Source organism: Thermobacillus composti KWC4 (assembly GCF_000227705.2).
Classification (GTDB): domain Bacteria; phylum Bacillota; class Bacilli; order Paenibacillales; family Paenibacillaceae; genus Thermobacillus; species Thermobacillus xylanilyticus.
The window spans coordinates 2703367-2727328 of the sequence record NC_019897.1 but is presented as its reverse complement, the minus strand read 5'-3'; the positions used below and the strand labels follow the sequence as shown (position 1 = coordinate 2727328).

The following is a 23962-nucleotide window of genomic DNA, read 5'->3' as shown; positions in this document are numbered from 1 at the left end:
TTTAAGGATGCGACTTTGCAAGTTTTTCCGCTTGCAAGGAGACTGTTCCTTCACTGCAAGACGGATTCGCCCGCCCCGGAAGACGGAGCGAGCCGTTTTGCTTGCGTGAACATTCCAAGGTTTGACCTAATAACGGAGGATACCGCACATGCGCAAAACGAAGATCGTATGCACCATCGGTCCCGCAAGCGAATCACTCGAGAACACGAAGAAACTGATCCTGGCGGGCATGAACGTCGCGAGGCTGAACTTCTCCCACGGCGATTTCGAGGAACACGGCAACCGGATCAAGAACATCCGCCAGGCTTGCCGCGAACTGGGCAAGACCGTCGCCATCCTGCTCGACACCAAGGGTCCGGAGATCCGCCTCGGCAATCTGGCCGAAGAGCCGGTCGAGCTCGTGGCGGGCGAGTTCGTGACGCTGACGACGGAGAACATCCTCGGCGACAGGCACCGCATCCCGGTGACGTACAGCGACCTTCCCCGGGACGTGAAGGTCGGGGACACCATTCTGCTCGATGACGGCCTGATCGGCCTGAAGGTTGTTGAGATCCAGGGCACCGAGATCAAGTGCGAGATTCAGAACAGCGGCCCGATCAAGAGCAAGAAGGGCGTCAACGTTCCGGGCGTTGCCATTTCGCTGCCTGGCATCACGGAGAAAGACGCCAACGACATTCTTTTCGGGATCGAGCAGGGCATTGACTTCATTGCGGCATCGTTCGTGCGGAGAGCAAGCGACGTGCTGGAAATCCGCGAACTGCTGGAACGGCACAACGCGTCGCATATTCAGATCATTGCCAAGATTGAAAACCGCCAGGGCGTCGACAATCTGGACGAAATACTTGAAGTGGCGGACGGCCTGATGGTGGCGCGCGGCGACCTTGGCGTCGAAATTCCGGTCGAGGAAGTGCCGCTCGTGCAGAAAATGATGATCGAGAAATGCAACCGCGCCGGCAAACCGGTCATCACGGCGACGCAGATGCTCGATTCGATGCAGCGCAACCCGCGGCCGACCCGCGCGGAAGCGAGCGACGTCGCGAACGCCATCTTCGACGGCACCGACGCGATCATGCTGTCGGGCGAGACGGCGGCCGGCAAATATCCGGTTGAATCGGTCATGACGATGGCGCGCATTGCGGAGCGGGCGGAAGCTGCGCTTGAATATCGGGAGATTTTCCTCCGCCAGGCGAGCGCCCAGCAGACGACCGTGACGGAAGCGATCAGCCAGGCGGTCGCGAACTCCGCGCTCGATCTGGATGCGGATGCGATCATCACTTCGACGGAGAGCGGCTATACGGCGCGGATGGTGTCGAAATATCGTCCGAAGGCGCCGATTATCGCCGTCACGCCGGTCGAGCACGTCATGCGCAGCCTGCAGCTTGTCTGGGGCGTCATTCCGGTGCTCGGCAAGCCGGCGAAGACGACGGACGAGATGTTCGACATCGCCGTGAACGGCGCCGTCGAATCCGGTCTCGTCAAGCTCGGCGACACGGTCGTCATCACGGCCGGCGTGCCGGTCGGACGTTCCGGATCGACGAACCTCATCAAGATTCATACGGTCGGCGATCTCGTCGCCAAGGGCCAGGGGATCGGCAGCCAGTCCGCGACCGGCAAGGTCGTCGTCGCGAACACGCCGGAAGAAGCGATCGCCAAGGCGAAGGAAGGCATGATTCTCGTTACGCCTTCGACGAACCGCGAATACATGCCGGCCATCGAGAAAGCGGCGGCGCTGATCACGGAGCAGGGCGGCATTACGAGCCACGCGGCCGTCGTCGGCCTGAACCTCGGCATCCCGGTCGTGCTCGGCGTGTCCGATGCGACGAAACGGATGTCGGACGGGATGGAAGTGACGGTCTACGCCGAGATCGGCGTCATCTATACGGGACAGGCGCGCGTGCTGTAAGCGCGCCGTCCGCCGGAAGCTCACCGAGTCGGGAGCGGCGGACCGCCGAGCGGTCCGGCCGCTCCCGTGTCTGCGTGCGCCGGCGATTCGGTTCGCAGGCGAGTTTCAACGGGGGAGGCGTGACATGGCTTCGCACTGGCACCTGTTCCCGCTGCGTGTCCGCTATCAGGAGACGGACCGGATGGACGTCGTGTTCTACGCGAATTACGTGACCTGGTTCGAGATCGGGCGGACCGAATTCATCCGGCATGCGGGATGGCCGTATCGAAAGGTGGAAGACGCGGGACTGCTGCTGCCGGTCGTCGATCTGAACGTCCGGTACGAGCAGCCGGCCCGGTATGACGACCGCATCGTCATCTGCACCCGGCTGCGGGAAGTGTCGCCGCTCAGGCTGAACTTCGACTCGCAGGTCCGGCTGATCGGGGAGGATGAACAGCCGCCGGCGGCGGCGGATGCGGACGGGCAACTGCCCGGCAGGCTGCTCGCGGCAGGCGGAACCGGCCACGTCTGGCTGAATCGGGACTGGAAGCCGACGCGGCTCGACAGGGCCGCCCCGGAACTGTACGCGCTGCTCAGGCGGCTGGCCGGCGGCGGATGAAAAGCGGGAAGAAGTCGCACAATATACCGGCATATGCAGATGGTTGGTCCGAGGGCAAAAACTTCTTTTATGACGGCGATAAAGCATTTTTATTTCCAACAAACATTACATGAATGTTCACATGCCCGTCAAAAAAAGTTATGATATTCTGGTACGTTACTCGGCTGAAGTGCTTCCGTATGCCCGCAGGCGGCAATATGGGGCAAAATATTTCCCCGGAAATTGCGGAAAAGGAGAGAGAGACATGACAGCAACGAAAGGTCTGGAAGGCATCGTCGCGACGACTTCGGCGATCAGTTCGATCATCGACGGCGTATTGACCTACCGCGGGATCAACATCGACGAGCTGGCGGAACATGCCACCTTCGAAGAGACCATCTATCTGCTCTGGCACGGCAAACTTCCGAACAGGGCCGAGCTGAAGAGTCTGATGGATGAGCTCGCCGCCAACGCGGCGCTGCCCGATGAACTGCTCACGCAGCTGAGGACTTACCCGCCCGGAGCGAACTCGATGGCTGCGCTTCGTTCGGCTGTCTCCGCACTGGCATTGTACGATGAAGAGGCGAACGATATGTCGCCGGAAGCCAACCTGCGCAAGGCGGTGAAGCTGCAGGCGAAGCTGCCGACGATTGTGGCCGCATTCGCGCGGATCCGCGAGGGCAAGGAACCGATCCAGCCGAAATCCGGCGTATCCATCGCGCACAACTTCCTGTACATGCTGACGGGCAAGGATCCGGATGAAGTCGCCGTCAAGGCGCTGGACAAGGCGCTCGTGCTGCATGCGGATCACGAGCTGAACGCTTCGACGTTCGCGGCTCGGGTCACGGTGGCGACGCTTTCGGACATCTATTCGGGTGTCACGAGCGCGATCGGCGCGCTCAAGGGTCCGCTCCACGGCGGGGCCAATGAAGCGGTCATGATCATGCTTGACGAGATCGGTTCGATCGAAAACGTCGAGTCCTACATCATGAACAAGCTGGCCAACAAGGAGAAGATCATGGGCTTCGGCCACCGCGTCTACAAGAACGGCGACCCCCGCGCGAAGCATCTGCAGAAGATGTCCCGCGAGCTGGGCGAACGGGCGGGCAACCTGAAGCTGTACGAGATGTCCGTCAAGATCGAGGAGCTCGTGACCGAACAGAAGGGGCTGAAGCCGAACGTCGATTTCTATTCGGCTTCGGTCTATACGATGCTGGGCATTCCGCGCGACCTGTTCACGCCGCTCTTCGCCATCAGCCGCGTGTCGGGCTGGACGGCGCACATTCTCGAACAGTACAGCGACAACCGGCTGATCCGTCCGCGGGCGGAATATACCGGCCCGACGAATGTGCGCTACGTGCCGATCGACCAGCGGTGAGACGATCCGTCCGGACGGGACGAGCCCGATCCGTTGACGGACACTGAAGCTGTATTGCGGCCAACTTGACTGCTTGATTCAGGTAAAGGAGGAACCATCACCATGCTGCAACTCGAAAAATTTGCGCCGCCGACGGAAGGCGAGAAAATCACGATCAAGGACGGCAAACTGCAAGTACCGAACAACCCGATCGTGCCGTTCATCGAAGGCGACGGCACGGGCCGCGACATTTGGCGCGCATCGAAGCGCGTGCTGGACGCGGCTGTGGAGAAAGCCTACAAAGGCGAGAAGAAAATCGCATGGTACGAAGTATTTGCCGGCGAGAAAGCGTATAATACATACGGCGAATGGCTGCCGAACGATACGCTGACCGCAATCCGCGAATTCATCGTGGCCATCAAGGGTCCGCTGACGACGCCGGTAGGCGGCGGCATCCGCTCCCTGAACGTCGCGCTGCGTCAGGAGCTGGACCTGTACGTCTGTCTCCGTCCGGTCCGCTACTTCCAGGGTGTTCCGTCGCCGGTGAAGCGTCCGGATCTCGTCAACATGGTCATTTTCCGCGAGAATACGGAAGACATCTATGCCGGCATCGAATATCAGGAAGGCACGCCCGAAGTGAAGAAAGTGATCGAGTTCCTGCAGAAGGAAATGGGCGTGAAAAAGATCCGCTTCCCCGAGACGAGCGGCATCGGCATCAAGCCGGTATCGTCTGAAGGCTCGAAGCGGCTCGTGCGCGCCGCCATCGAGTATGCGATCAAACACAAGCGCAAATCGGTGACCCTCGTGCACAAGGGCAACATCATGAAGTTCACCGAGGGCGCGTTCAAGAACTGGGGATACGAAGTCGCGGAGCAGGAATTCCCGGACAAGACGTTCACCTGGGGCCAATACGACCGCATCAAGGAAGCCGAAGGCGTCGAAGCCGCGAACAAGGCGCAGGCTGAAGCGGAAGCGGCCGGCAAGATCATCATCAAGGACGCGATCGCGGACATCGCGCTGCAGCAAGTGCTGACGCGTCCGGCCGAGTTCGACGTCATCGCGACGCTGAACCTGAACGGCGACTACCTGTCCGACGCGCTGGCTGCCCAGGTCGGCGGCATCGGCATCGCGCCGGGCGCGAACATCAACTACGTTACGGGTCACGCGATCTTCGAAGCGACCCACGGCACGGCGCCGAAATACGCCGACAAGGACGTCGTCAACCCGGGTTCCGTCATCCTGTCCGGCGTCATGATGCTCGAGCATCTCGGCTGGCAGGAAGCGGCTGACCTGATCTACAAAGGGATGGAGACGGCCATCAACAACAAGACGGTCACGTACGACTTCGCCCGCCTCATGGAAGGCGCGAAGGAAGTCAAATGTTCGGAGTTCGCCGACGAGGTTATCAAACATATGGCTTGATGCCGTTTGAAACGGAGGTTGGCGTGGGAACGTGTCCATCAAGAGGAAGAAGATTACGGTAATCGGCGCAGGTTTCACGGGCTCGACGACGGCGCTCATGCTCGCGCAGAAGGAGCTCGGCGACGTCGTGCTGCTCGACATTCCGCAACTGGAGAATCCGACGAAGGGCAAGGCATTGGACATGCTCGAGGCGACGCCGGTGCTGGGCGTCGACAGCCGAATCACGGGCACTTCCGATTACAAGGACGCGTCAGACTCCGATATTGTCATCATTACGGCCGGCGTGGCGCGCAAGCCGGGCATGAGCCGCGACGATCTCGTCACGACCAACGCGGGCATCGTCCGCTCGGTGTGCGAGCAGGTGCGGCAGACTTGCCCGGATGCGTACGTCATCGTCCTCAGCAATCCGGTCGACGCGATGACCTGGGTCGCCTGGCGGACGCTCGGATTTCCGAAGAACCGCGTCATCGGCCAATCCGGCGTGCTTGACACGGCGCGCTTCTGCACGTTCATCGCCCGGGAGCTGAACGTCTCGGTCGAGGACGTGCGCGGATTCGTGCTCGGCGGCCACGGCGACGACATGGTCCCGCTCGTCCGGTACTCGAACGTCGGCGGCATTCCGATCGAGAAGCTGCTGCCGAAGGAACGGATCGAGGCGATCGTGCAGCGCACCCGCGTCGGCGGCGGAGAGATCGTGGGTCTGCTCGGCAGCGGCAGCGCCTACTATGCGCCGGCCGCGTCGCTCGTGCAGATGGCGGAAGCGATTCTGAAAGACAAGAAGCGCATTTTGCCGGTCATCGCGCTGCTTGAAGGCGAGTACGGCTATGACAATCTGTTCATGGGAGTTCCGGTCATTCTGGGCGGCGGCGGCATCGAGCGGGTGCTCGAGCTGGAACTGACGCCGGAGGAGAAGGCGGCGCTCGACAAATCCGCCGAATCCGTCCGCAGCGTCATCCGCATCGCAGCCGGCTGAATGGCCATTTCCGGAGCCCGCTGCAAGACCCTGACAGGCGTTCAGGGTCTTGCGCGTTTCAGCGGGCTGCGGCTTTGTGTCGGCGGACAAGTTCGGCTATACTGGGAGTAGTTCAGATAGGAGGTGCCGAATGGGTCAGTTTTTCTATTTCCTGCATGCGATCGGGGCTGTCGGGATGGGCATCTATCTGGTGCTTCCGTTCCTGGTCGGCCGCATTACGCAGCTCAGCAGCGAAGGGCAGGCCGGTTTTGCCGACGGGGTGCTGATCGCAAACCGGGTGGCGCAATTCTGTCTCGTTCTGCAGTTGCTGACCGGCGGATACATGATGACGCTGGCCGATTACTCCGTGCTTTGGTCCACGCTGACGCTGGTGCTGTTCCTGGGCATCGGGGCGCTCGGCGGCATCATGACGAAGCCTTTGAAAGCGATTGTAGCTGCCGCGAAGTCCGGCGAGAGCGCGGCAGGCGCCATTTCGCGCGTCCGCTTGTTCAGCATCTTGCTGCTCGTGCTGTATGTGGCCATCATCTTCGTCATGCAGTATTCGAATATTTGATTGCGGTTCATTCTACGACTTCATGGAGAAGGGATTGTTTGCGTTATGGCGGCACAATCACCGGACCTGATCACGTTCGGGGAATCGATGGCGCTGTGCATGGCGCCGGATTACAAAGGGCTTGACCAGGCCGCTTCGCTGGAGCTGACGTTCGGCGGCGCGGAGAGCAATCTGGCCATCGGAGCCGCGCGGCTCGGCGTTTCCAGCGGCTGGTTCGGCGCGCTCGGCGACGATCCGTTCGGACTCAAGATTCTGAAGGCGATCCGCGGCGAAGGCGTTGACGTCTCCCGCGCGCGGCTCGTGCCGGGCGAACAGACCGGCGTCATGTTTCGGGACAATCCCGGCGGCAAATTGTCGGTTTACTACTACCGGAAACTTTCCGCGGCCAGCCGGATGAAGCCGTCCGACCTGGATGCGGATTATATCCGCGGCAGCAAAATCCTGCATGTGACCGGCATTACGTGCGCGATCAGTGAAAGCGCTCGCGACACGGTACGGGAAGCTGTCCGGATCGCGAAGGAAGCCGGAGTCAAAGTATCCTTCGACCCGAATCTCAGACTCAAGCTGTGGACGATTGAAGAAGCGAGGGAAGTGCTGCTTCCGATCACGGAACAGGTGGACTATTTCCTTCCCGGCTACGACGAGCTGCAGCTGCTCTATGATACGACGGACGAGGAAGCGATCTTCGCCCGGCTCTCGGAACTGTCCGCTGTCTCGGTCGTGAAGGGTGTCGGAGAGACGACGGTCATCGTCGAAGGCGGAAAACGCACCGCCGTGCCGTTCTACAAGGCGGAGAAAGTCGTCGATACCGTCGGGGCCGGCGACGGATTCTGCGCGGGGCTGCTCGCAGGGCTGCTGAAAGGCCGCCCGATCGTCGAGGCGGTCCGGATCGCCAGCATCTGCGGCTCCCTCGTCGTGCAGGGACGCGGCGACTGGGAAGCCACGCCGGACTGGAACACGGTGGAACGGCTCATGGAAGATCGGAAGCGGATCGAAAGATAAAGGACGGCAACACACGTCCCGCGGCGCTTGATACGGCCGCGGGACATTTTTGCGCCGCGAAGGAGATGGGCAGGATGACGCGTGAGGGAGAAGAACGGCTGGACGGCGGCTGGCTCCGGGTCAAGGTGCCGCTGCCGTTTGCGCTTCGATATGTAAATGCCTATTTGATTCCGGGCGATGACGGCTGGACACTGATCGATCCGGGATTGCGGACGCCGGATTCCGAACGGCTGTGGCTGGATGTGATGGGGCGATGCGGGGTGGATGCGGCCGATATCCGGGCGATCGTGCTGACGCACCAACATCCCGACCATATCGGGCTGGCCGGCTGGTTTCAGGAACGGTCGGGAGCGCCGGTGTACATGTCCGAACGGGCCTATGCGTACGCGATGCGGCTGTGGGGCCCCGGACGGACGTTCACGGCAGAGCTTCAGGCGCTGTACAGGGAGAACGGATTGCCGCGCGGGATGGAAGAAGCCCTCGCGGAGCATCTGGAAAGCTTCGTCGCCATGGTGTCTCCTTTGCCGGAGCCGGTGTTTATCCAGGGAGGCGGGACCATCGGGATCGGCGGACGGGCATGGGAAATTCTCGACACGCCCGGCCATGCGGACGGCCATCTCTGCTTCTGGCAGCGCGAGAGCCGGATCATGCTGTGCGGCGACCAGGTTCTGCCCGGCATTACGCCGAACATCAGTCTTTTGCCGGGCGCGGAGCCCGGCGTGCTGGCGAGGTACCTGCACAGTCTCGCGGAGCTGGAGACGTTCGAGACCATTCTCGCGTACCCCGGTCACCGCGATCCGTTCCGCGGCATGCGAGATCGGATCGGCGAGATCCGGGCGCACCACGTCCGCCGGCTTGCGGCCATGGAGGAGATGCTGGCTGAGCCGCTCACCGGCTATGAAGTCTGCATGCGCCTGTTCGGCGAGCGGGTGCAGGGCAGCCTGCACAATCTGCGCTTTGCCATGTCCGAGACGCTGGCGCATCTCGAGCATCTCGCCGGGGAAGGGCGTGCGGCCTCCGCGCGGGGCGCCGACGGCATCCTCCGCTGGCGGCGCGGCTGAGCGGCCGCCAACGGATCGATGGCATCTGCGTGCCGGTCCGGCCTGCCGGCATCAGTCAGACGGCAGGCCGTTTTCTTTCTCTTCCTGCTTGCGGTGCGCCATCCGGCTCGCCGCGGACGAGGCGATCGCGCCGACGATGTCATCGAGGAATGTATGGATTTCCCCGTCGGTTTTGTCGTTCAGTTTATTAAGGATGCCCGGTTTCTGCTTGTCGATGTAGCCGAAGTTCGTAAACCCGATGCTGCCGTAGACATTCACGATGGACAAGGCCAAAACCTCGTCGATGCCGTACAGCGCTTCGTCGTGTCTCACCATATCCTGAAGCGGCGGCAGCAGCTTGCCTTCCTCCGCCAGCATGTCCAGCTGGATGCCGGTCAGCACGGCGTTCTGCACCTCGCGCTTGGACAGCACCGCAACAACGTGATGTTCGCATTCTTCCAGTGTCAGATCGGGAAAATACGGCGATTGCAAGTAATGGACGAGTTCCGCAATGTGCCTCGTTGTCACGCCGCGTTTCTCCAGCCACTCCAATGTCGCGCGCTGAACTTCTTTGCTGTTCAGCACGTAGGGTTTCGGTTCCGGCATATGTCTGCACTCCCATTCGATGGATTCAGTTCTATTGCTGGACAAGACTCGTATACATACTACTACAAAAATTCTGAATCCCACAAATTATTGAATGGTGCACGGGAGGCGCGAGAGCAGATGAATCGGTTCCATTCCTTGCGCAGGAGCGCAGCCGCCGGCTTGCTGGCCTTACCGCTCATCTTGTCCGGCTGCAGCCTGTTCGGCGAGCCGGCAAGCCGGCAGATTGACCCGCCGCAGAACGTCGAACCGGAAGACCTTGACGCGGTTCAACCGCAGACCGGACAACCGTCCCCGGGTTCGGCGTCCGCGGACGAGACGGCGGAAACGGTGACGCCGCTGACCGTCTATGTGAAGGACAGGGGCGGATATCTGGCGCCGGTGACGGTGAACGCGGCGGCACGCGACGCCGAAGAAGCCGGCATCCGGGCGATGGAGCGTATGATCGAGGGGAGCGAGGCCGGGGCGTTGCCGGAAGGATTCCGCGGGGTGCTTCCGGCCGGCACGCGGATCGAGAAGCTGACGATCGATCGGGAGCAGCGGGTGGCGATCGTCGACTTCGCCGGTTCGTTCACCGATTACAATCCGCAGGATGAGCGGCGCATCCTGGAAGCGGTGACGTGGACGCTGACCGGACTTGAGGACGTTGAAGGCGTCCTGCTGCGCCACGATGGGGAGGAACTCGGCGAAATGCCGGTCGACGGCTACCCGCTGGACGGACCGCTCACGCGGGCAATGGGCATCAATCTCGAAGTGGCGCCGGGAGCCTCCTACGGCAATTCGATGCCGGTGACCGTCTATTTCTCGTCGATCTCCGATGTAGGCGATCCGTACTTCGTTCCGGTCACCCGGCTGGTGGAACGCGAAGAAGACCAGGCTGTCGCCGCGCTTCGCGAATTGATCGCGGGACCGGCGCGCGGCACGGAGCTGAGCGGCGTCATGACGGAAGATGTCGAGCCTGCGTCGGTCACGGTGGACGGCGATACGGCGGTGGTCGATCTGAAGGATGCCACCTACGAAGAGGGACAGCCGCTTCCGTCCGAAATGCTGCAGGCGGTCGTATTGTCCGTCAGCGAAAATACGGGAGCCGGGAAGGTGCAGATCCGGGTGAACGGTTCGTCGAACGTCGTGGATACGGACAATCGTTCCTACGCCGAGCCGGTCAGTCGTCCCGAGCACGTCAACGCGCTGAAAACATGAACGGCCATCGGGCCGGCTGCCCGCAAGATGCATCCCGCTTGCCTGATCTTCACAGGCCGGGAGCGTCGCCGGGGAAGCCGGCATTTTTTTGATCGTATAGGCGAGATTCCGATCCGGGAATCAGCAGACAAACGGCTCGAAAGCCCGTTCCGGATGCTTTTCCCCGATGACTTTGGTACAATATACCCGTTATGCGGAAGAATATCATCGGGAGGCAGCCGAATGCGCAACGACAACCGGGCGGATGACCAGCTCCGCCCTCTTGTAATGCAACTCAATCCGAATCCGTACGCCGAAGGATCGGTCTGGATCGAGATGGGGAACACGAAGGTGATCTGCACCGCCACCGTCGAGGACAAGGTGCCGCCCTTCATGAAAGGGCAGGGGCGCGGCTGGGTGACGGCCGAATATTCCATGCTGCCGCGGGCGACGCAGGTGCGCAACCAGCGCGAGGCGGCGCGGGGCAAGCTGAGCGGCCGGACGATGGAAATCCAGCGGCTGATCGGCCGGGCGCTCCGGTCGGTCGTCGATCTGGAAGCGCTCGGCGAGCGGACGATTACGCTCGATTGCGACGTCATCCTGGCCGACGGCGGCACGCGCACGACGTCGATCACCGGCGCGTTCGTCGCGCTGGCGCTCGCCGTCGACAAGCTGAACGCGCAGCAGCCGTTCGAGAAGTACCCGGTCACCGACTTTCTCGCTTCGGTCAGCGTCGGCGTCGTGGACGGACAACCGCTGCTCGATCTGAATTACGAAGAAGATTCGAACGCGAAGGTCGACATGAACGTGGTCATGACCGGCTCCGGCCAGTTCGTCGAGTTGCAGGGCACGGGAGAAGAGCGGCCGTTCAGCCGCGAAGAGCTGAACCGGCTGCTTGAACTCGCCGAGGGCGGCATCCGGCAGCTGATCGAGCGGCAGCGCGAACTGCTCGGCGAGAAGGGCGCGCGGATCGGAGCGGGATCGGCATGAGCCGGGACTTAAGCGTCATCGTCATCGCCACGAAGAACGAAGGGAAGGCACGCGAGTTCGCGCACGCCCTCGCGCCGCTGGGGCTCGCCGTACGGACGCTCTCCGGCGACGATCGGGTGCCCGCGATCGTCGAAGACGGCGAGACGTTCGCCGACAATGCGCGCAAGAAGGCGCGCACCGCGGGCGAGGCGCTCGGCGTGCCGGTGCTCGCCGACGACTCCGGCCTCGAGACGGAGGCGCTGGGCGGAGAGCCGGGCGTCTTCTCCGCCCGCTATGCCGGCGAAGACGCCGGCGATGCCGCCAACAACGCGAAGCTGCTGCGCGAGCTGGCGGCGCGGGCGGCGGACGTGCCGCAGCCGTCCGGCCTGCCCGAGGGTGTGCGCGCGCTCAGCCGGGCGCGCTTCGTCTGCGCGCTGGCGCTCTACGATCCGGAGACCGGCGCGTTCGCGGAGGCGGACGGCATGGTGGACGGCTGGATCATCGACAGACCGCTCGGCAGCGGCGGGTTCGGCTACGACCCGCTGTTCTGGGTGCCGGCATTCGGCCGGACGATGGCCCAGCTGACGACGGAAGAGAAGCAGTCGATCAGCCATCGCGGCCGCGCGCTGGCGAAGCTTGCGGATCTGCTGCGGAAAACGCGTTGAACAACGGAGAAGGCCGGCGGTTCGGACCGCCGGCCTTCTTGCATTACCGGATGGCGATCTTGTACGTGCGCAGCCAGGTGTCGACCTGCACGAGATAAGCGAACAGCTGCGGCCCGGACATGAGCTGCCCGAACCACGGGATGTGCGACGCCGCCGCGTCCGACTCTGCAATCTCGCGCACTTTCGCCGTGTTGATCAGCTTGAGCAGCGGCGACGACGGATCGTTCAGCACGTCGATCAGCCGCTTGCGCACCGCCTCGAGATAGTTCGGATTGTGCGTCTTCGGGTACGGGCTTTTCTTCCGGTAGAGCACGTCGTCCGGCAGCACGCCTTCCAGCGCGCGGCGCAGAATCCCCTTCTCCCGTCCGCCCGCCGTCTTGATCTCCCACGGAATGTTGAACACGTACTCGACGAGCCGGTGGTCGCAGTACGGCACGCGCACCTCGAGGCCGGCCGCCATGCTCATCCGGTCCTTGCGGTCAAGGAGCGTCGGCATGAAGCGCGTAATATTGATATACGACATCTCCCGCATCCGGCGCCGCGCTTCGTCTTCTCCCGGCAGATGCGGCACTTCCGCGATCGCTTCCGCGTACCGCCGTTCGATGTACTCGAGCGGCTTGATCCATGCCGCAACGTCCGGCGCCAATAATTCGGCCCGCAAGGCGGTCGCGAGCGACCACGGGAACGTCCGGGCTTCCAGCGCTTCCCGGCGGTGAAACCATGGATAGCCGCCAAATACTTCGTCCGCCGCCTCGCCTGAAAGCGCGACGGTTGCCCCTTTCTTGATCTCGCGGCAGAACAACAGGAGCGACGCGTCGATGTCGGCCATGCCCGGTGCATCGCGCGCGATCACCGCGTCATCGAGCGCCTGGACGAGCTCCGGCGTGTCGAACTGGACCCGGGTATGCCGCGTGCCGAGATGATTGCTCATCCGCTCGATCCACGGCCCGTCGGCGTTCGGCTGGAACGCGTGCGCCTGAAAATGCTTGTCGTTGTCCACGTAATCGACCGAATAGGTGTCGAGCGTGCCCCGGCCGGTTAGGTTGTAATGCCCGGCGGCCAGCGTGGTGAGCGCGCTGGAATCGAGGCCGCCGGAAAGCAGCGTGCAGACCGGCACGTCGGAGAGCAGCTGCCGCTCGACCGTATCGTGCAGCAGCTCCCGCACGCGCGCGGCCGTCTGCGCTTCGTCGTCATCATGCGGCCGGCTCTCCAGCCTCCAGTACGTGCGGACGCGGACGCCCGACCGGTCGACCGTCAGGCATTGCCCGGCCTTCAGCTCGGTCATGCCGCGGTAGATGCCGACGCCCGGCGTCCGGGCCGGGCCGATGACGAAGATCTCGGCCAGTCCCTCCGCCCCGACCTCCGGCTCGAACGACGGATGCGCCAGAATCGCCTTCGGTTCGGAGCCGAACAGGAACAGGCCGTCCGTCTCGGCGTAGAAGAACGGTTTGACGCCGAGACGGTCGCGGGCGGCGAACAATCGCTCGGCCCGCGCGTCCCACACCGCGAAGGCGTAGATGCCGTTGAAGCGGTCGAGCGCTTCCGGCCCCCATTCGATGTATGCGACGAGCAGCACTTCCGTATCGCAGTTCGTGAAGAACCGATGGCCGCGCCCTTCCAGTTCGCGCCTCAATTCCGGCGCGTTGTACAGTTCCCCGTTATACACGATGACGAACGTGTTGTCCCCGGCATGCCGGATCATCGGCTGCGCGCCGTTCTCCGGGTCCATGACGCTGAGCCTGCGATGCCCCAGCGCGCAGTGCGTCGTAATCCAGGTGCCGGAAGCATCGGGGCCGCGCGGCGCGAGCTTGTCGGTCATGTTCTCGAGTATGGCGCTGTCCAGCGTCAGATCGCGCGTCCAGTCGATCCACCCGGTAATTCCGCACATATGCTTTCATCCTCTCGTGTCGGTCTTGAGCTACAGAACAGCATAAGGAGATATATGCTGAACGGCGGCATAAAATGTCTGTCCGCGCGGCATGCTATGGCGAGATCGCGCGTCCCGGCTTCTGCATGCCGGTTCGGGTGAAGGAGGCAGGTATCGTGAGATCGGATGACGGAAGAGAGACCTATTACGTCTCCGTCGGAGGCAAGGAGATCGTGAAGGACAAGGGCGCAACGCCCTATGAATTGGAAATTCGCGCGAATGAAGAGGAATTGTACCGCCTGCAGGATCTGTTCGAGGAACTGGCAAGCCTGGAGGAAGCGGAAGTGTGGCATTTTCTCCGGCACCCGTACGAGACGGCGTCCACGGAGCAAATGTCGGCCGCATCGGGCGATGTGACGGCGAGAATCTACGACCTGCTGCATGAGTTGGGAACGCCGGAAACGAAGGCGTTCATCGAACAGATGCGTCTGTCTTGAGAAAAGGAGTGTGCCATCCGATGGACATCGTTCACGCCGAAGTGAGAAGAACGACGAACCTGGACGGACGTCCGTGTGCGGAAGTGGAGGTTGTGACCGGCGATGCGGGCGCGGCGAATCTGCTCGTCTATTTCGCGGAGGCTCCCGACGGCGGAATTGAGATGGTCGGGTGACCGAAAATGACGCCGACCGCGAGATCGATTGGTACGACAACCCGCTGCACCAGGCGGCGGTGGATCGGACGGACGCATTCATGAACGTCGCCCGGGATGGCGGATCATTCGGGGAGCAAGTGCTGCAATTCGGCTCCGTGCGGGAGGACGTGCGGCGAGTGCTCGGTTCGGTCGAATAAATTTTGTCTGATCTTTTCGATCATGATCAGAAATGGCGGAAAGCAGCATACGGCTTCGGCCGGCCAACGAAAAGCCGCTTGCATATGCAAGCGGCTTGAATATTATGCATGGTGTCCCGGAAGGTGATGAAGCAATTATGCAGCGGGTGTTTTTCTGCAGCAGGAGCAGAGAGCCGTCGCATATTGACCGCCGCATTAGAATACCATGCCACTAGGCAAACCGTATCTTTGTCCCGGAGGAATATTCCCTTGAAGGAGCAAGTTGCGGAAGTCGTCGTAGCCGGCCATATTTGTTTGGATATCATCCCCTATCTGCCGAATGCGAAAGGTGGGCTGGATCAGATCCTCGTTCCCGGGAAGCTGGTCAATGCCGGCCCGGTTGTGCTGTCCACGGGCGGGACCGTGTCCAATACCGGAATCGCATTGCATCGACTGGGGATGTCCGTGTTGCTGATGGGGAAAATCGGCGACGATTTGTTCGGGCAGGCAGTGCTGGAATTGCTCCGGAGGCAAACTCCCGAACTGGCCGAAGGCATGATGGTTATTGCGGGTGAGAATACATCCTATTCGATCGTGATCCATTCGCCGGGAATCGACCGGATTTTTCTTCATTGCACCGGGGCGAACGATACGTTTCAGGGGTCCGACTTGAGGTGGGAACTGCTGACGGGTGCGAGGCTGTTCCATTTCGGTTATCCTCCGCTCATGAAGCGCATGTACGCGGACGGAGGAACCGAACTTGCCGGCATGCTCCATGAGGTGAAGAGAGCGGGACTGACGACGTCGCTGGACATGGCCAAGCCGGATCCCGCATCGGAAGCGGGGCGTGTGGATTGGATGGCCATCCTGGAAAAGGTACTGCCCAAAGTAGACGTGTTTCTGCCCAGCGTTGAAGAAATCTTATACATGCTGGATCGGCCTTTTTATGATCGGCTTGCTTCAGCGAAGGGTGACATCGCGGAACATCTCGACGGTGAAGATTTGAGTGCATTGGCTGATCGCATGATCGGTATGGGAGCAGCGATCGTCGCGGTAAAATTGGGGGAACACGGCCTGTATTTGCGTACCGCAGGTGAACGCCGACTTCAATCGATGGGGGGCTACACGCCGGAAAATATCGGAGAATGGGCCGGTCGAGAATTGCTGGCAACTTGTTATCAAGTAGAAGTGGCGGGGACGACGGGTGCGGGGGACTGCACCATTGCCGGATTTTTGGCGGGTTTGTTGAAAGGCCTTTCACCCGAGTCTGCAATGCGCGCGGCGGTGGCGGTTGGTGCCTGCAATGTCGAGCGCCAAGACGCGGTCAGCGGCATTCCTTCCTGGGAAACCGTGCAGCGTCGAATCGAAGCGGGGTGGCCCAAGCGCGCCAACCGGTTGAGACTTGACGGGTGGCGGTTTCATGAGGAAGCAGAACTGTGGATCGGCCCGAATGATGGCAAGATCACGGTTTGAAATTTTCTTACAAGTCGCTCGGGAACTGGGTGTATCCGACAATACCTTGTACCGTTGGATCAGCGAATTCAAACAGGATCCGGTCAACGCTTTTCGCGGCAGCGGCAATCTGAAAATGGAGGAAAAGACCTTCCTCGACATGCAGAAACGAATTCGCCAACTTGAGATGGAGAATGAGATTCTAAAAAAAGCGATGCACATCTTCGCAAAAGACCGGAACTGATCTTTTCGTTTATTCACAAGCACCGCTCCAAGTATCCGGTGTCGGAGATGTGCAGGATTTTGAATGTATCCCGGAGCGGTTATTATCAATGGACCCGGCGCAAGGAAAGTGAACGGAAAAAACGCCGCGAACGGTTAAAACAGCAAATTAGCCGCATCTTCCTGGAATCGCGCCGTCTGTATGGCAGTCCGAAGATCGCTCAAGTCTTGCGCCAGCAAGGGATGCGGGTGTCCGAGAAAACCGTCGCCCGCATCATGCAGGAGTTGGGGCTTAAGTCGCGCACCGTCCGAAAATACAAGGCGACGACGAACTCGAGGCACAACCTGCCAGTGCATGACAATGTGCTGAATCAGCAGTTCACAGCGCAAGCTCCCAACCAAGTCTGGATGGCGGACATCACGTACGTTCCGACAGACGAAGGATGGCTCTATGTCGCGAGCGTCATGGACTTGTACACGCGCAAAATCGTAGGCTGGCACGCTGATGAGCGGATGACCAAGGAACTGGTCTTGCAAGCTCTGGACCAGGCTTACAGCCGTCAGCGGCCCAAAGGTAAGGTTCTTCATCATTCCGATCGGGGCAGCCAATACGCTTCCCATGAGTACCAACAACGGCTCCTAAAATACGGGATGAAGGGCAGCATGAGCCGCAAGGGCAACTGCTACGACAACGCCTGCATCGAATCGTTCCACAGCATACTCAAAAAGGAACTCGTTTATCTGGAAAAGTTCAAGACCCGCAAGGAAGCGCAAAGCAAGATTTTTGAATATATCGAGTTTTTCTACAATCGCAAACGAGTCCATTCGGCGATCGGGTATCTCACACCCATTCAATGCGAACAAATGTACGATTATGTTGCGTAATTTTCTCGATTCCATGTGTCCAATCTATTGACAGAGGTCCAGTTTGTTCAGGGCCCTGATTGATGACGTCTGCAATTTGTTTCAAGTCCAACAGTCTGATGTTCGGGCTGTGCTGGTCGTCAACAACAACCGCGGTAAGCATAGACTAACAGGTTGGCGTTGGGGGCGTCCCTGTACTCCTGACCAGGAAAGGATGGATTATAAAGCGATCGACGTGTTCCTTGAAACAGAGAGAACGTATCCAATCTGGGAAAAGGTAAAAGAGCACTTTGACCATTCGGACTCTGACACTTTGCTGTTTTTCAGAAACGAAGGGTCATTTCGCCTGGGCTGTCTGATTGCGATCGCAAATTCAATTGATGTCGAATCTCACATTAACGAGTGGGAGCAGATTGTAAGACCGTTTACGATGCTCGGGCATATGGACAAGCTGGTACAATTTGTCGTAAACTATATAGGAGCTCGGAATTAAGCAGTCGTTCTGAGTCCGAATGAGGGGTGAATGAGGCAGAAATGTCGATGAAGCGGCGCCTATGAAAGCTGTTTTCAAGAATGTGCATGCCAAAGAACCCTCAAAAGGGCATTTTTTAAAAAATGCTATGAAGTCCTTTGGCGTTAAGCTGCCGCCAAGCCTTCCAGCCATTGCTCGACAGAGACGAGCTGCTTCTGCTTCTTCGCTTCTTCCAGCCACGCGTCGGCATGCTGGCACATGGCGATCAAGTACACGCGAATGTTCCAGTGGCGGGAACTGCGCCCGCGCGAAGCTTCCAGGTTGTAATCGACTTTCTGGCGCTTGATGCAACGCTCCACTCCGGTTCGCAGCGCGTAACGCTTTCTCCATTCCTTGCTGTCACGGCGGATGCGCGGGAACAGGCGCGGGTTATCCGCGGTGGATGTGTAGAACGTTCTTCCATAATCGGAAGGCGAGCAGGGAGTCGGGCATTCCCATTTGCCGACTTTGGCGGGACAGCGCCATTTGATGCGCTGTCGCCCGGAACACTTGCCCCAGCAGACCATCTTGCGTCCAATGGGGCAGACAGGAACGCCATCGGAGCCAATTTTCATTTCATTGTATACCGTATGCCCGGAACGCCTGAGATTCAGGTCGATGATGGCGGAAACATCATCGTGTTCCAGCATGGTATAGATCGGGAGGGCGTCGTGGGCCGAATCCAGGAGCGCCTCTCCCACCTTCCAGTCCGAGTACCAGTGACGCAGCTCGCGGTAGCCGCAGATCCATGACACCGAGTCATGTTGGCTGGCGCGAAACAATCGCGGGTACACGGGCAAATTGTAAGGACTGTCGGCTGCGGTGAACATGTAGAGCGTACGCCCGTAGTAATATTTCTCGCGATAGCTGTCCCAGCCCCAATCGGCATCCGGATCGGAAAATTGCCGTTTGCAGGAGCATTTCCAGTTGCCCGACTTGCGGCAATCGCAAAGGAACTTGCCGTACGAACGCGCGCCGGTTTCAACCGGAGAGCCGTCGCCGATGACGCGAAAAGAACGGGTATCGCCAAGCAATCCTTTTGCCGCAGAAGGCAGGACAAACAGGGATTGGAACAACTGTTGCAGCAGGTCGTGCTCCTTGGGGGCGTAGTGGATCTTGCCCTCGCGCAGGATGCGGGAGACGAGTTTCTCCGTAATCTTGGGGTTTTTGGGCTCTTGCTTTTCGTTCTTTTTGCCCTTCTTCCGCGGCTTCTTCAAGCGGCGTTTGACGCGCCCGGTCTTATGCGGAGTGGATGCCCGCCAAAGCCGGGGGAAAAAGTCGTAGAACGTTCCGACACCCGGCGTCTCACCGGGTTTAAAGCCGCAGACAATGGCATAGACCGGCGTCGTTCGCAGCGCGACGACTCCGTCATCGACACTGAGCCCGAGCTTGGTGAAGAGCAACATGCAGCGGAGCATGTCGGCGGGATCGTGGGGCTTGCGGCCTCTGGGATTGGAGGAGTAAGCCGAACGCATCAAGGAAGCGGTGGCGGACAGATCGATCGGCGTGATCCAGAAGATCAAGTCGCGATAGAAGTGTTGCAAGAACAACATGGCTTCCGGGGTGTCGAACTCCTTGCGCAGTTGATCGCTTACGAAGGTCAAGTAGTCCTGGTGAGAACGAGAAACGATTTTCACACAATCACCCAATTTTCTAGAGATAGGCAGTAAAAAAATGCCTTCTCGGCGATTGTTGGGGAGTTTCGAAAATGTCAAGAGGAAAGTTTGTTCGCATCCCTATTTTGGGGGTGAAACAATAAAGGACCCTGGCCAGAAAGCTAGAGTCCACAACGGAAATGAATTTCCGAGAAGCTTATCTTAAGGGATGGAGGTGACGAATATGAAACGAAGTGAAGTTTTACTGACGCAAAAGCGCTCGGCGGAAATGTTTGCAGGGGTTGGAATCGTATTGAACTTGTGCTGTTTCCCGCACCGATCCCAGGCAAGTGCGTATCCCGCGTATAGATAAAGGTTGATGAAGTTACAGAGAAGTTCGGAAACTTTTCGAGAACCAAGCTAAACAAAAAGCATTTATGGGAGGGACTGCAATTGAAGAAACTGTTGTCGTTGGTGTGCATCGTTGCGCTGGTCGTGTTGTCCGCCGCGTGCGGCGGCGGCGGCAGCAGCGGCAGTGGCAGCGGTGGCGGCGGTTCCAAGGATCATTTTGTATTCGGTTACACTTCCATGACACAGAATAACCCCTTCTTTATCGTCCTGGAGAAAGCGATTCGGGAGAAAGTCGAAGCAAACGGGGATGAAATGATTACGCTGAACCCGGCAATGGATGTGGCGCTGCAAATCAACCAGATCGAGGATATGATCGCGCAAGGAATCGACGCGATTTTCCTGAATCCCGTAGACTGGGAAGGCATCAGACCCGCGCTGCAAATGCTCAAGGAAGCCGGCATTCCGATCATCAACTATGATACCGAAGTCAAGGACTTTGAGTATGTTACCGCTTACGTCGGCTCAGACAACAAGAACGCCGGCAGAGTCGTCGGCGAGGACCTTGTCAAACGCTTCCCGAACGGCGGCAACATCGTCATCCTCGACAGCCCGACGATGAATTCGATCAACGACCGGGTGGCCGGTTTCCTGGAAGCCATTGAGGGGAAAAACTTCACGATCGTGGCCCAACAGGACGCAAAAGGAGACCTGGAAACCGCCCTGGGCATTACCGAGGATATATTGCAAGCCCATTCCGACATCACGGCCATCTTCGCCGGCAACGATCCGTCTGCGCTCGGCGCGTTGGCCGCCGTCAAAGCCGCCAACCGCTTGGAGATTGCCATTTACGGTGTGGACGGTTCACCCGACGCGAAAGCGGCCATCGCCGAAGGCGGACCGTTTAAGGGGTCCGGGGCGCAGTCGCCGATCTCGATCGGTCAGATTTCCGCGGATATCGCTTACAAAATTTTGAGGGGCGAAAGCTACGAAAAACGGACGCCGGTGGAAACGTTCCTGATCAACGAGGAAAACGTTCAAGAGTACGGCGTGGACGGATGGCAATGACGAAACGACGGGGAGGGTGACGCCGATCACCCTCCCGTCATTCATCGAGGTGGAACGGATGAGTCAAAAACTGCTTCGGATGAGCGGAATTGAAAAGCGATTTGCCGGCGTTCACGCCCTGAAGGGTGTCGATTTTGAACTGGAAAGCGGTGAAGTTCACGCCCTCCTCGGCGAAAATGGCGCCGGCAAATCCACGTTGATGAAAATTCTCGCGGGCATTTACCCCGTCGACGAAGGGGAAATTTTCATCGAAGGGAACAAGGTTTCCATCAACAGCGTCAAAGATGCCCAGGCCCTCGGCATCAGCATCATCCACCAGGAAATTTCGCTGGTGCCGCATCTGTCCGTTGCCGAGAATATTTTTTTGGGCAAAGAACCGGTCACGAAGACCGGATGGATCGACTGGAAAAAAATGATCGTAGAAACACGGAAAACCTTGCAGCAATTCGGTCTGGAACTGTCGCCCGAGGTGCCGGTAAAAAAGCTGACGGTAGCGCAGCAGCAGATGATCGAGATCATCAAGGCCGTATCCTTCCGGGCGAAAATGATCGTGATGGACGAACCGACCTCCTCGCTTACGGAAAAAGAGGTCGAATTTCTTTTTCAAACCATCGGCCATCTGAAAGAGCAGGGCGTCGGCATTGTGTATATTTCGCACCGGATGAACGAATTGTTCGCCATCACCGATCGCATCACCGTTCTGCGGGACGGTGCCCTGATCGGAACTGTCAGAACGAAGGATACGACAGCCGATCAGTTGATCTCGATGATGGTCGGCCGGGAGCTCACCCAATATTACATCAAGGACACTGCTCCGGAAAACGGCGGGGAAATCGTGCTCAGCGTTCACAACCTGTCCAAAAAAGGCGTGCTGAACGATGCCAGCTTTGAGCTCAAGAAGGGGGAAATTCTCGGATTTGCCGGTTTGGTCGGCGCGGGCCGATCGGAGCTGATGAAATGTATTTTCGGTCTGGATGCCTTCGATGAAGGGGAAATTCGGATCGACGGCAAGCCGCTGATCATTCGAAATCCGAACGATGCGATCAAACACGGCATTGCCTATGTGACGGAAAACCGGAAAGAGGAAGGCCTGTTCCTCATCCGTTCGGTTCAATACAACATCACCATCAAGGTCCTGGATAAGTTCATCAAATGGTTTAGAGTCAATGCCCGTTATGAAGACCAGAAAACCCGGCAATTCATCAATGAATTGTCGATCAAAACCCCGAATCCGGATCAGGAAGTGCGGAATTTGAGCGGCGGCAATCAGCAGAAGGTGCTCATCTCCCGATGGCTGGCAACCAACCCGCGCATCCTGATCCTGGATGAACCGACCAGAGGGGTGGATGTCGGGGCCAAAGCGGAAATCTATGCGATCATGAACCGGTTGGTGAAAGAAGGCGTTTCCATTATCATGATCTCCTCGGAATTGCCTGAAGTGATCAATATGAGCGACCGGATCGCGGTCATGTACAAAGGCGGGATAAGAACCATTTTAAATCGGGACGAGTTCAGCCAAGAGACCATCATGCATTATGCCACTGGAGGTTAAACCATGGTTTACGGAATAAGATCATTTATTCGAGCCAACATGGGCATTCTCGCCGGGCTATTGGTTTTATGTGTCATCATCGCGGTGCTCAATCCCAATTTTCTGACGACCAACAATTTGCTGAACGTCTTGCGGCAAACATCCACCAACCTCTATTTGGCGCTCGCGATGACGATGGTGATCATCCTGGGCGGCATCGATTTGTCCGTCGGCTCTGTCATGGCCGTATCCGGGGTGGTGACCGCCATGCTGGTCGCGCTGTTCGATGTGCCGCTTTTCATAGCCGTCGCCGCGGGACTTCTCGTCGGCATATTATTCGGCGCGCTGAACGGTTATGTGGCGGCGACCACCGTCATACCGCCGTTTATCATCACCCTCGCCACCATGAATATCGGCCGGGGAGCGGCCTACGTATTGACCGACGGGCAACCGGTTCGCGTCATGTCGGATGCCTTCAACTTCATCGGATCCGGCTATATCGGCGGGATTCTGCCTACCCCCGTATTGTATTCAATCATTTTCGTGATCCTTTGTTACCTGATTATGAATAAAACAAAGACGGGCCGGTACATTTATGCGGTCGGCGGAAATCCGGAGGCCGCCCGATTTTCCGGAATCAACATCAAGCGGGTGAAATTTTTCGCGTACACGTTCAGCGGATTCATGGCCGGATTTGCCGGAATTGTGCTCGCCTCGCGCATGTTCTCGGGTCAGCCGACGGCGGGCGTTGCGGCGGAACTGGATGCCATCGCCGCAGTCGTGCTCGGGGGAACGAGCATGACCGGCGGCTACGGAAGAATCGGCGGCACGGTGATCGGCGCGCTCATCATCGGTGTGCTCAGCAACGGCCTGAACTTGATCGGCGTCAGTTCCTTCTGGCAGTATATTGTCAAAGGAATTGTGATCCTGATCGCCGTTTATGCCGATGTGATCAAACGGAAAACGGCCTGATCCGGACTGACTCCGGCCATATTCCAAATAAATATCATTCCGCCTTATGCGCTTGAAGCGGTAGGGCGGCTTTTTTTCTTGAATCAATCGCAGAACGATTCGGGACCGCGCATACAGGGCATCAGATTCCCGGGTAAAACAAAAATCCGCCCGATTGGCGGATTCGCTATTTAAGGTATGGCGTCCCAGAAGGGATTCGAACCCCTGACCGTACGCTTAGAAGGCGCATGCTCTATCCAGCTGAGCTACTGGGACAAGTATCTGGAGCGGGTGAAGGGAATCGAACCCTCGTCTCAAGCTTGGGAAGCTGGCGTTCTACCATTGAACTACACCCGCATGGAGAGCACAAATGATCATACCACAGGGAAAGGTGAAATGCAATAACCGCGGGAGATAAGTAGTGGGCCGTTCCGGATTTGCCGAGGCAAGGCTGTGGATGTATAATTTTCCCAAACAAG

23 protein-coding genes and 2 tRNA genes are annotated in these 23962 nt (G+C 59.1%); 20 read left to right on the top strand and 5 right to left on the bottom strand.

The features are described from left to right. The first annotated feature begins 148 nt into the window (after positions 1-148). The 8 genes from pyk (at position 149) to THECO_RS12690 (ending at position 8848) form a co-directional block, all read left to right on the top strand. Positions 149-1903 carry a pyruvate kinase gene (gene pyk, locus THECO_RS12725; RefSeq protein ID WP_015255453.1) on the top strand — a complete coding sequence of 585 codons (1755 nt, stop codon included), beginning with the start codon at positions 149-151 and terminating at the stop codon, positions 1901-1903. 124 nt (positions 1904-2027) lie between these two features. Beyond that, the gene (locus THECO_RS12720) at positions 2028-2501 is read left to right on the top strand and encodes an acyl-CoA thioesterase (RefSeq protein ID WP_015255452.1); all 474 of its coding nucleotides are present in this window, start codon (positions 2028-2030) and stop codon (positions 2499-2501) included. A gap of 244 nt (positions 2502-2745) precedes the next feature. Beyond that, positions 2746-3858 carry a citrate synthase gene (citZ, locus tag THECO_RS12715; protein WP_015255451.1) on the top strand — a complete coding sequence of 371 codons (1113 nt, stop codon included), beginning with the start codon at positions 2746-2748 and terminating at the stop codon, positions 3856-3858. A gap of 102 nt (positions 3859-3960) precedes the next feature. After that, a complete protein-coding gene (gene icd / locus THECO_RS12710) occupies positions 3961-5259 on the top strand; it encodes an NADP-dependent isocitrate dehydrogenase (RefSeq protein ID WP_015255450.1) in 1299 nt (432 codons plus the stop codon). Between the two features lie 31 nt (positions 5260-5290). Beyond that, complete coding sequence (mdh, locus tag THECO_RS12705) at positions 5291-6232, top strand: malate dehydrogenase (protein ID WP_015255449.1); 942 nt, start codon at positions 5291-5293, stop codon at positions 6230-6232. Positions 6233-6362: 130 nt separating this feature from the next. Further along, on the top strand, positions 6363-6785 hold the full coding sequence (locus THECO_RS12700) for a hypothetical protein (protein WP_015255448.1): 423 nt from the start codon (positions 6363-6365) through the stop codon (positions 6783-6785). A 45-nt stretch (positions 6786-6830) separates the two neighbouring features. Continuing rightward, positions 6831-7787, top strand: coding sequence for a sugar kinase (locus THECO_RS12695; protein WP_015255447.1), 957 nt, complete (start codon positions 6831-6833; stop codon positions 7785-7787). 74 nt (positions 7788-7861) lie between these two features. Next, the gene (locus THECO_RS12690) at positions 7862-8848 is read left to right on the top strand and encodes an MBL fold metallo-hydrolase (protein ID WP_015255446.1); all 987 of its coding nucleotides are present in this window, start codon (positions 7862-7864) and stop codon (positions 8846-8848) included. A 51-nt stretch (positions 8849-8899) separates the two neighbouring features. Here the strand turns inward: THECO_RS12690 and THECO_RS12685 are convergent, their stop codons facing one another. Then, positions 8900-9433 (bottom strand): phosphatidylglycerophosphatase A family protein, encoded by a 534-nt coding sequence (locus tag THECO_RS12685; protein ID WP_015255445.1) that lies wholly within the window; start codon positions 9431-9433, stop codon positions 8900-8902. Between the two features lie 120 nt (positions 9434-9553). Between THECO_RS12685 and THECO_RS12680 the strand changes: the two genes are divergently transcribed. The 3 genes from THECO_RS12680 to THECO_RS12670 all read left to right on the top strand — a co-directional run bounded on the left by THECO_RS12680 (position 9554) and on the right by THECO_RS12670 (position 12246). Then, entirely contained in the window at positions 9554-10633 is a 1080-nt protein-coding gene (locus THECO_RS12680) for a GerMN domain-containing protein (RefSeq protein ID WP_015255444.1), read from the top strand. 222 nt (positions 10634-10855) lie between these two features. Continuing rightward, positions 10856-11602, top strand: coding sequence for a ribonuclease PH (rph, locus tag THECO_RS12675; RefSeq protein ID WP_015255443.1), 747 nt, complete (start codon positions 10856-10858; stop codon positions 11600-11602). Continuing rightward, positions 11599-12246 (top strand): non-canonical purine NTP pyrophosphatase, encoded by a 648-nt coding sequence (locus THECO_RS12670; protein WP_015255442.1) that lies wholly within the window; start codon positions 11599-11601, stop codon positions 12244-12246. The genes rph and THECO_RS12670 overlap by 4 nt, the downstream gene beginning before the upstream one ends. A 43-nt stretch (positions 12247-12289) precedes the next feature. Here the strand turns inward: THECO_RS12670 and asnB are convergent, their stop codons facing one another. Continuing rightward, positions 12290-14134, bottom strand: coding sequence for an asparagine synthase (glutamine-hydrolyzing) (gene asnB / locus THECO_RS12665; RefSeq protein ID WP_015255441.1), 1845 nt, complete (start codon positions 14132-14134; stop codon positions 12290-12292). A gap of 155 nt (positions 14135-14289) precedes the next feature. Here asnB and THECO_RS12660 point away from each other — a divergent pair, with 155 nt between their 5' ends. From THECO_RS12660 to THECO_RS12640, 6 genes are all read left to right on the top strand, one after another. Continuing rightward, positions 14290-14610 carry a hypothetical protein gene (locus tag THECO_RS12660; protein WP_041854440.1) on the top strand — a complete coding sequence of 107 codons (321 nt, stop codon included), beginning with the start codon at positions 14290-14292 and terminating at the stop codon, positions 14608-14610. 20 nt (positions 14611-14630) lie between these two features. After that, positions 14631-14783, top strand: coding sequence for a hypothetical protein (locus tag THECO_RS21745; RefSeq protein WP_157373573.1), 153 nt, complete (start codon positions 14631-14633; stop codon positions 14781-14783). Next, positions 14780-14962: a hypothetical protein gene (locus THECO_RS20600; protein ID WP_052835897.1), complete on the top strand. Its 183-nt coding sequence runs from the start codon at positions 14780-14782 to the stop codon at positions 14960-14962. Before THECO_RS21745 ends, THECO_RS20600 begins: the two co-directional genes overlap by 4 nt. 249 nt (positions 14963-15211) lie before the next feature. Next, complete coding sequence (locus THECO_RS12650; protein ID WP_015255438.1) at positions 15212-16414, top strand: carbohydrate kinase family protein; 1203 nt, start codon at positions 15212-15214, stop codon at positions 16412-16414. Beyond that, positions 16362-16637 carry a transposase gene (locus THECO_RS12645; RefSeq protein WP_015255437.1) on the top strand — a complete coding sequence of 92 codons (276 nt, stop codon included), beginning with the start codon at positions 16362-16364 and terminating at the stop codon, positions 16635-16637. Before THECO_RS12650 ends, THECO_RS12645 begins: the two co-directional genes overlap by 53 nt. Further along, positions 16634-17500 carry an IS3 family transposase gene (locus tag THECO_RS12640; RefSeq protein ID WP_157373720.1) on the top strand — a complete coding sequence of 289 codons (867 nt, stop codon included), beginning with the start codon at positions 16634-16636 and terminating at the stop codon, positions 17498-17500. Before THECO_RS12645 ends, THECO_RS12640 begins: the two co-directional genes overlap by 4 nt. A gap of 615 nt (positions 17501-18115) precedes the next feature. Here THECO_RS12640 and THECO_RS12630 read toward each other — a convergent pair. Continuing rightward, positions 18116-19627, bottom strand: coding sequence for a hypothetical protein (locus tag THECO_RS12630; protein ID WP_041853906.1), 1512 nt, complete (start codon positions 19625-19627; stop codon positions 18116-18118). A gap of 411 nt (positions 19628-20038) precedes the next feature. On the opposite strand from THECO_RS12630, the gene THECO_RS12625 reads away from it, so the two are divergent. From THECO_RS12625 to THECO_RS12615, 3 genes are read left to right on the top strand one after another with little or no spacing between them, the layout of a single operon-like run. Next, positions 20039-21001, top strand: coding sequence for a sugar ABC transporter substrate-binding protein (locus THECO_RS12625; protein WP_015255434.1), 963 nt, complete (start codon positions 20039-20041; stop codon positions 20999-21001). Between the two features lie 58 nt (positions 21002-21059). Continuing rightward, positions 21060-22553: a sugar ABC transporter ATP-binding protein gene (locus tag THECO_RS12620; protein WP_015255433.1), complete on the top strand. Its 1494-nt coding sequence runs from the start codon at positions 21060-21062 to the stop codon at positions 22551-22553. Positions 22554-22556: 3 nt separating this feature from the next. Next, positions 22557-23504, top strand: a complete 948-nt coding sequence (locus tag THECO_RS12615) for an ABC transporter permease (protein WP_015255432.1) — start codon at positions 22557-22559, stop codon at positions 23502-23504. A 178-nt stretch (positions 23505-23682) separates the two neighbouring features. Here THECO_RS12615 and THECO_RS12610 read toward each other — a convergent pair. Both THECO_RS12610 and THECO_RS12605 read right to left on the bottom strand, forming a co-directional pair. After that, positions 23683-23759, bottom strand: a tRNA-Arg gene (locus tag THECO_RS12610). A gap of 7 nt (positions 23760-23766) precedes the next feature. Beyond that, positions 23767-23840 (bottom strand) — tRNA-Gly (locus tag THECO_RS12605). Between the last annotated feature and the right edge of the window lie 122 nt (positions 23841-23962).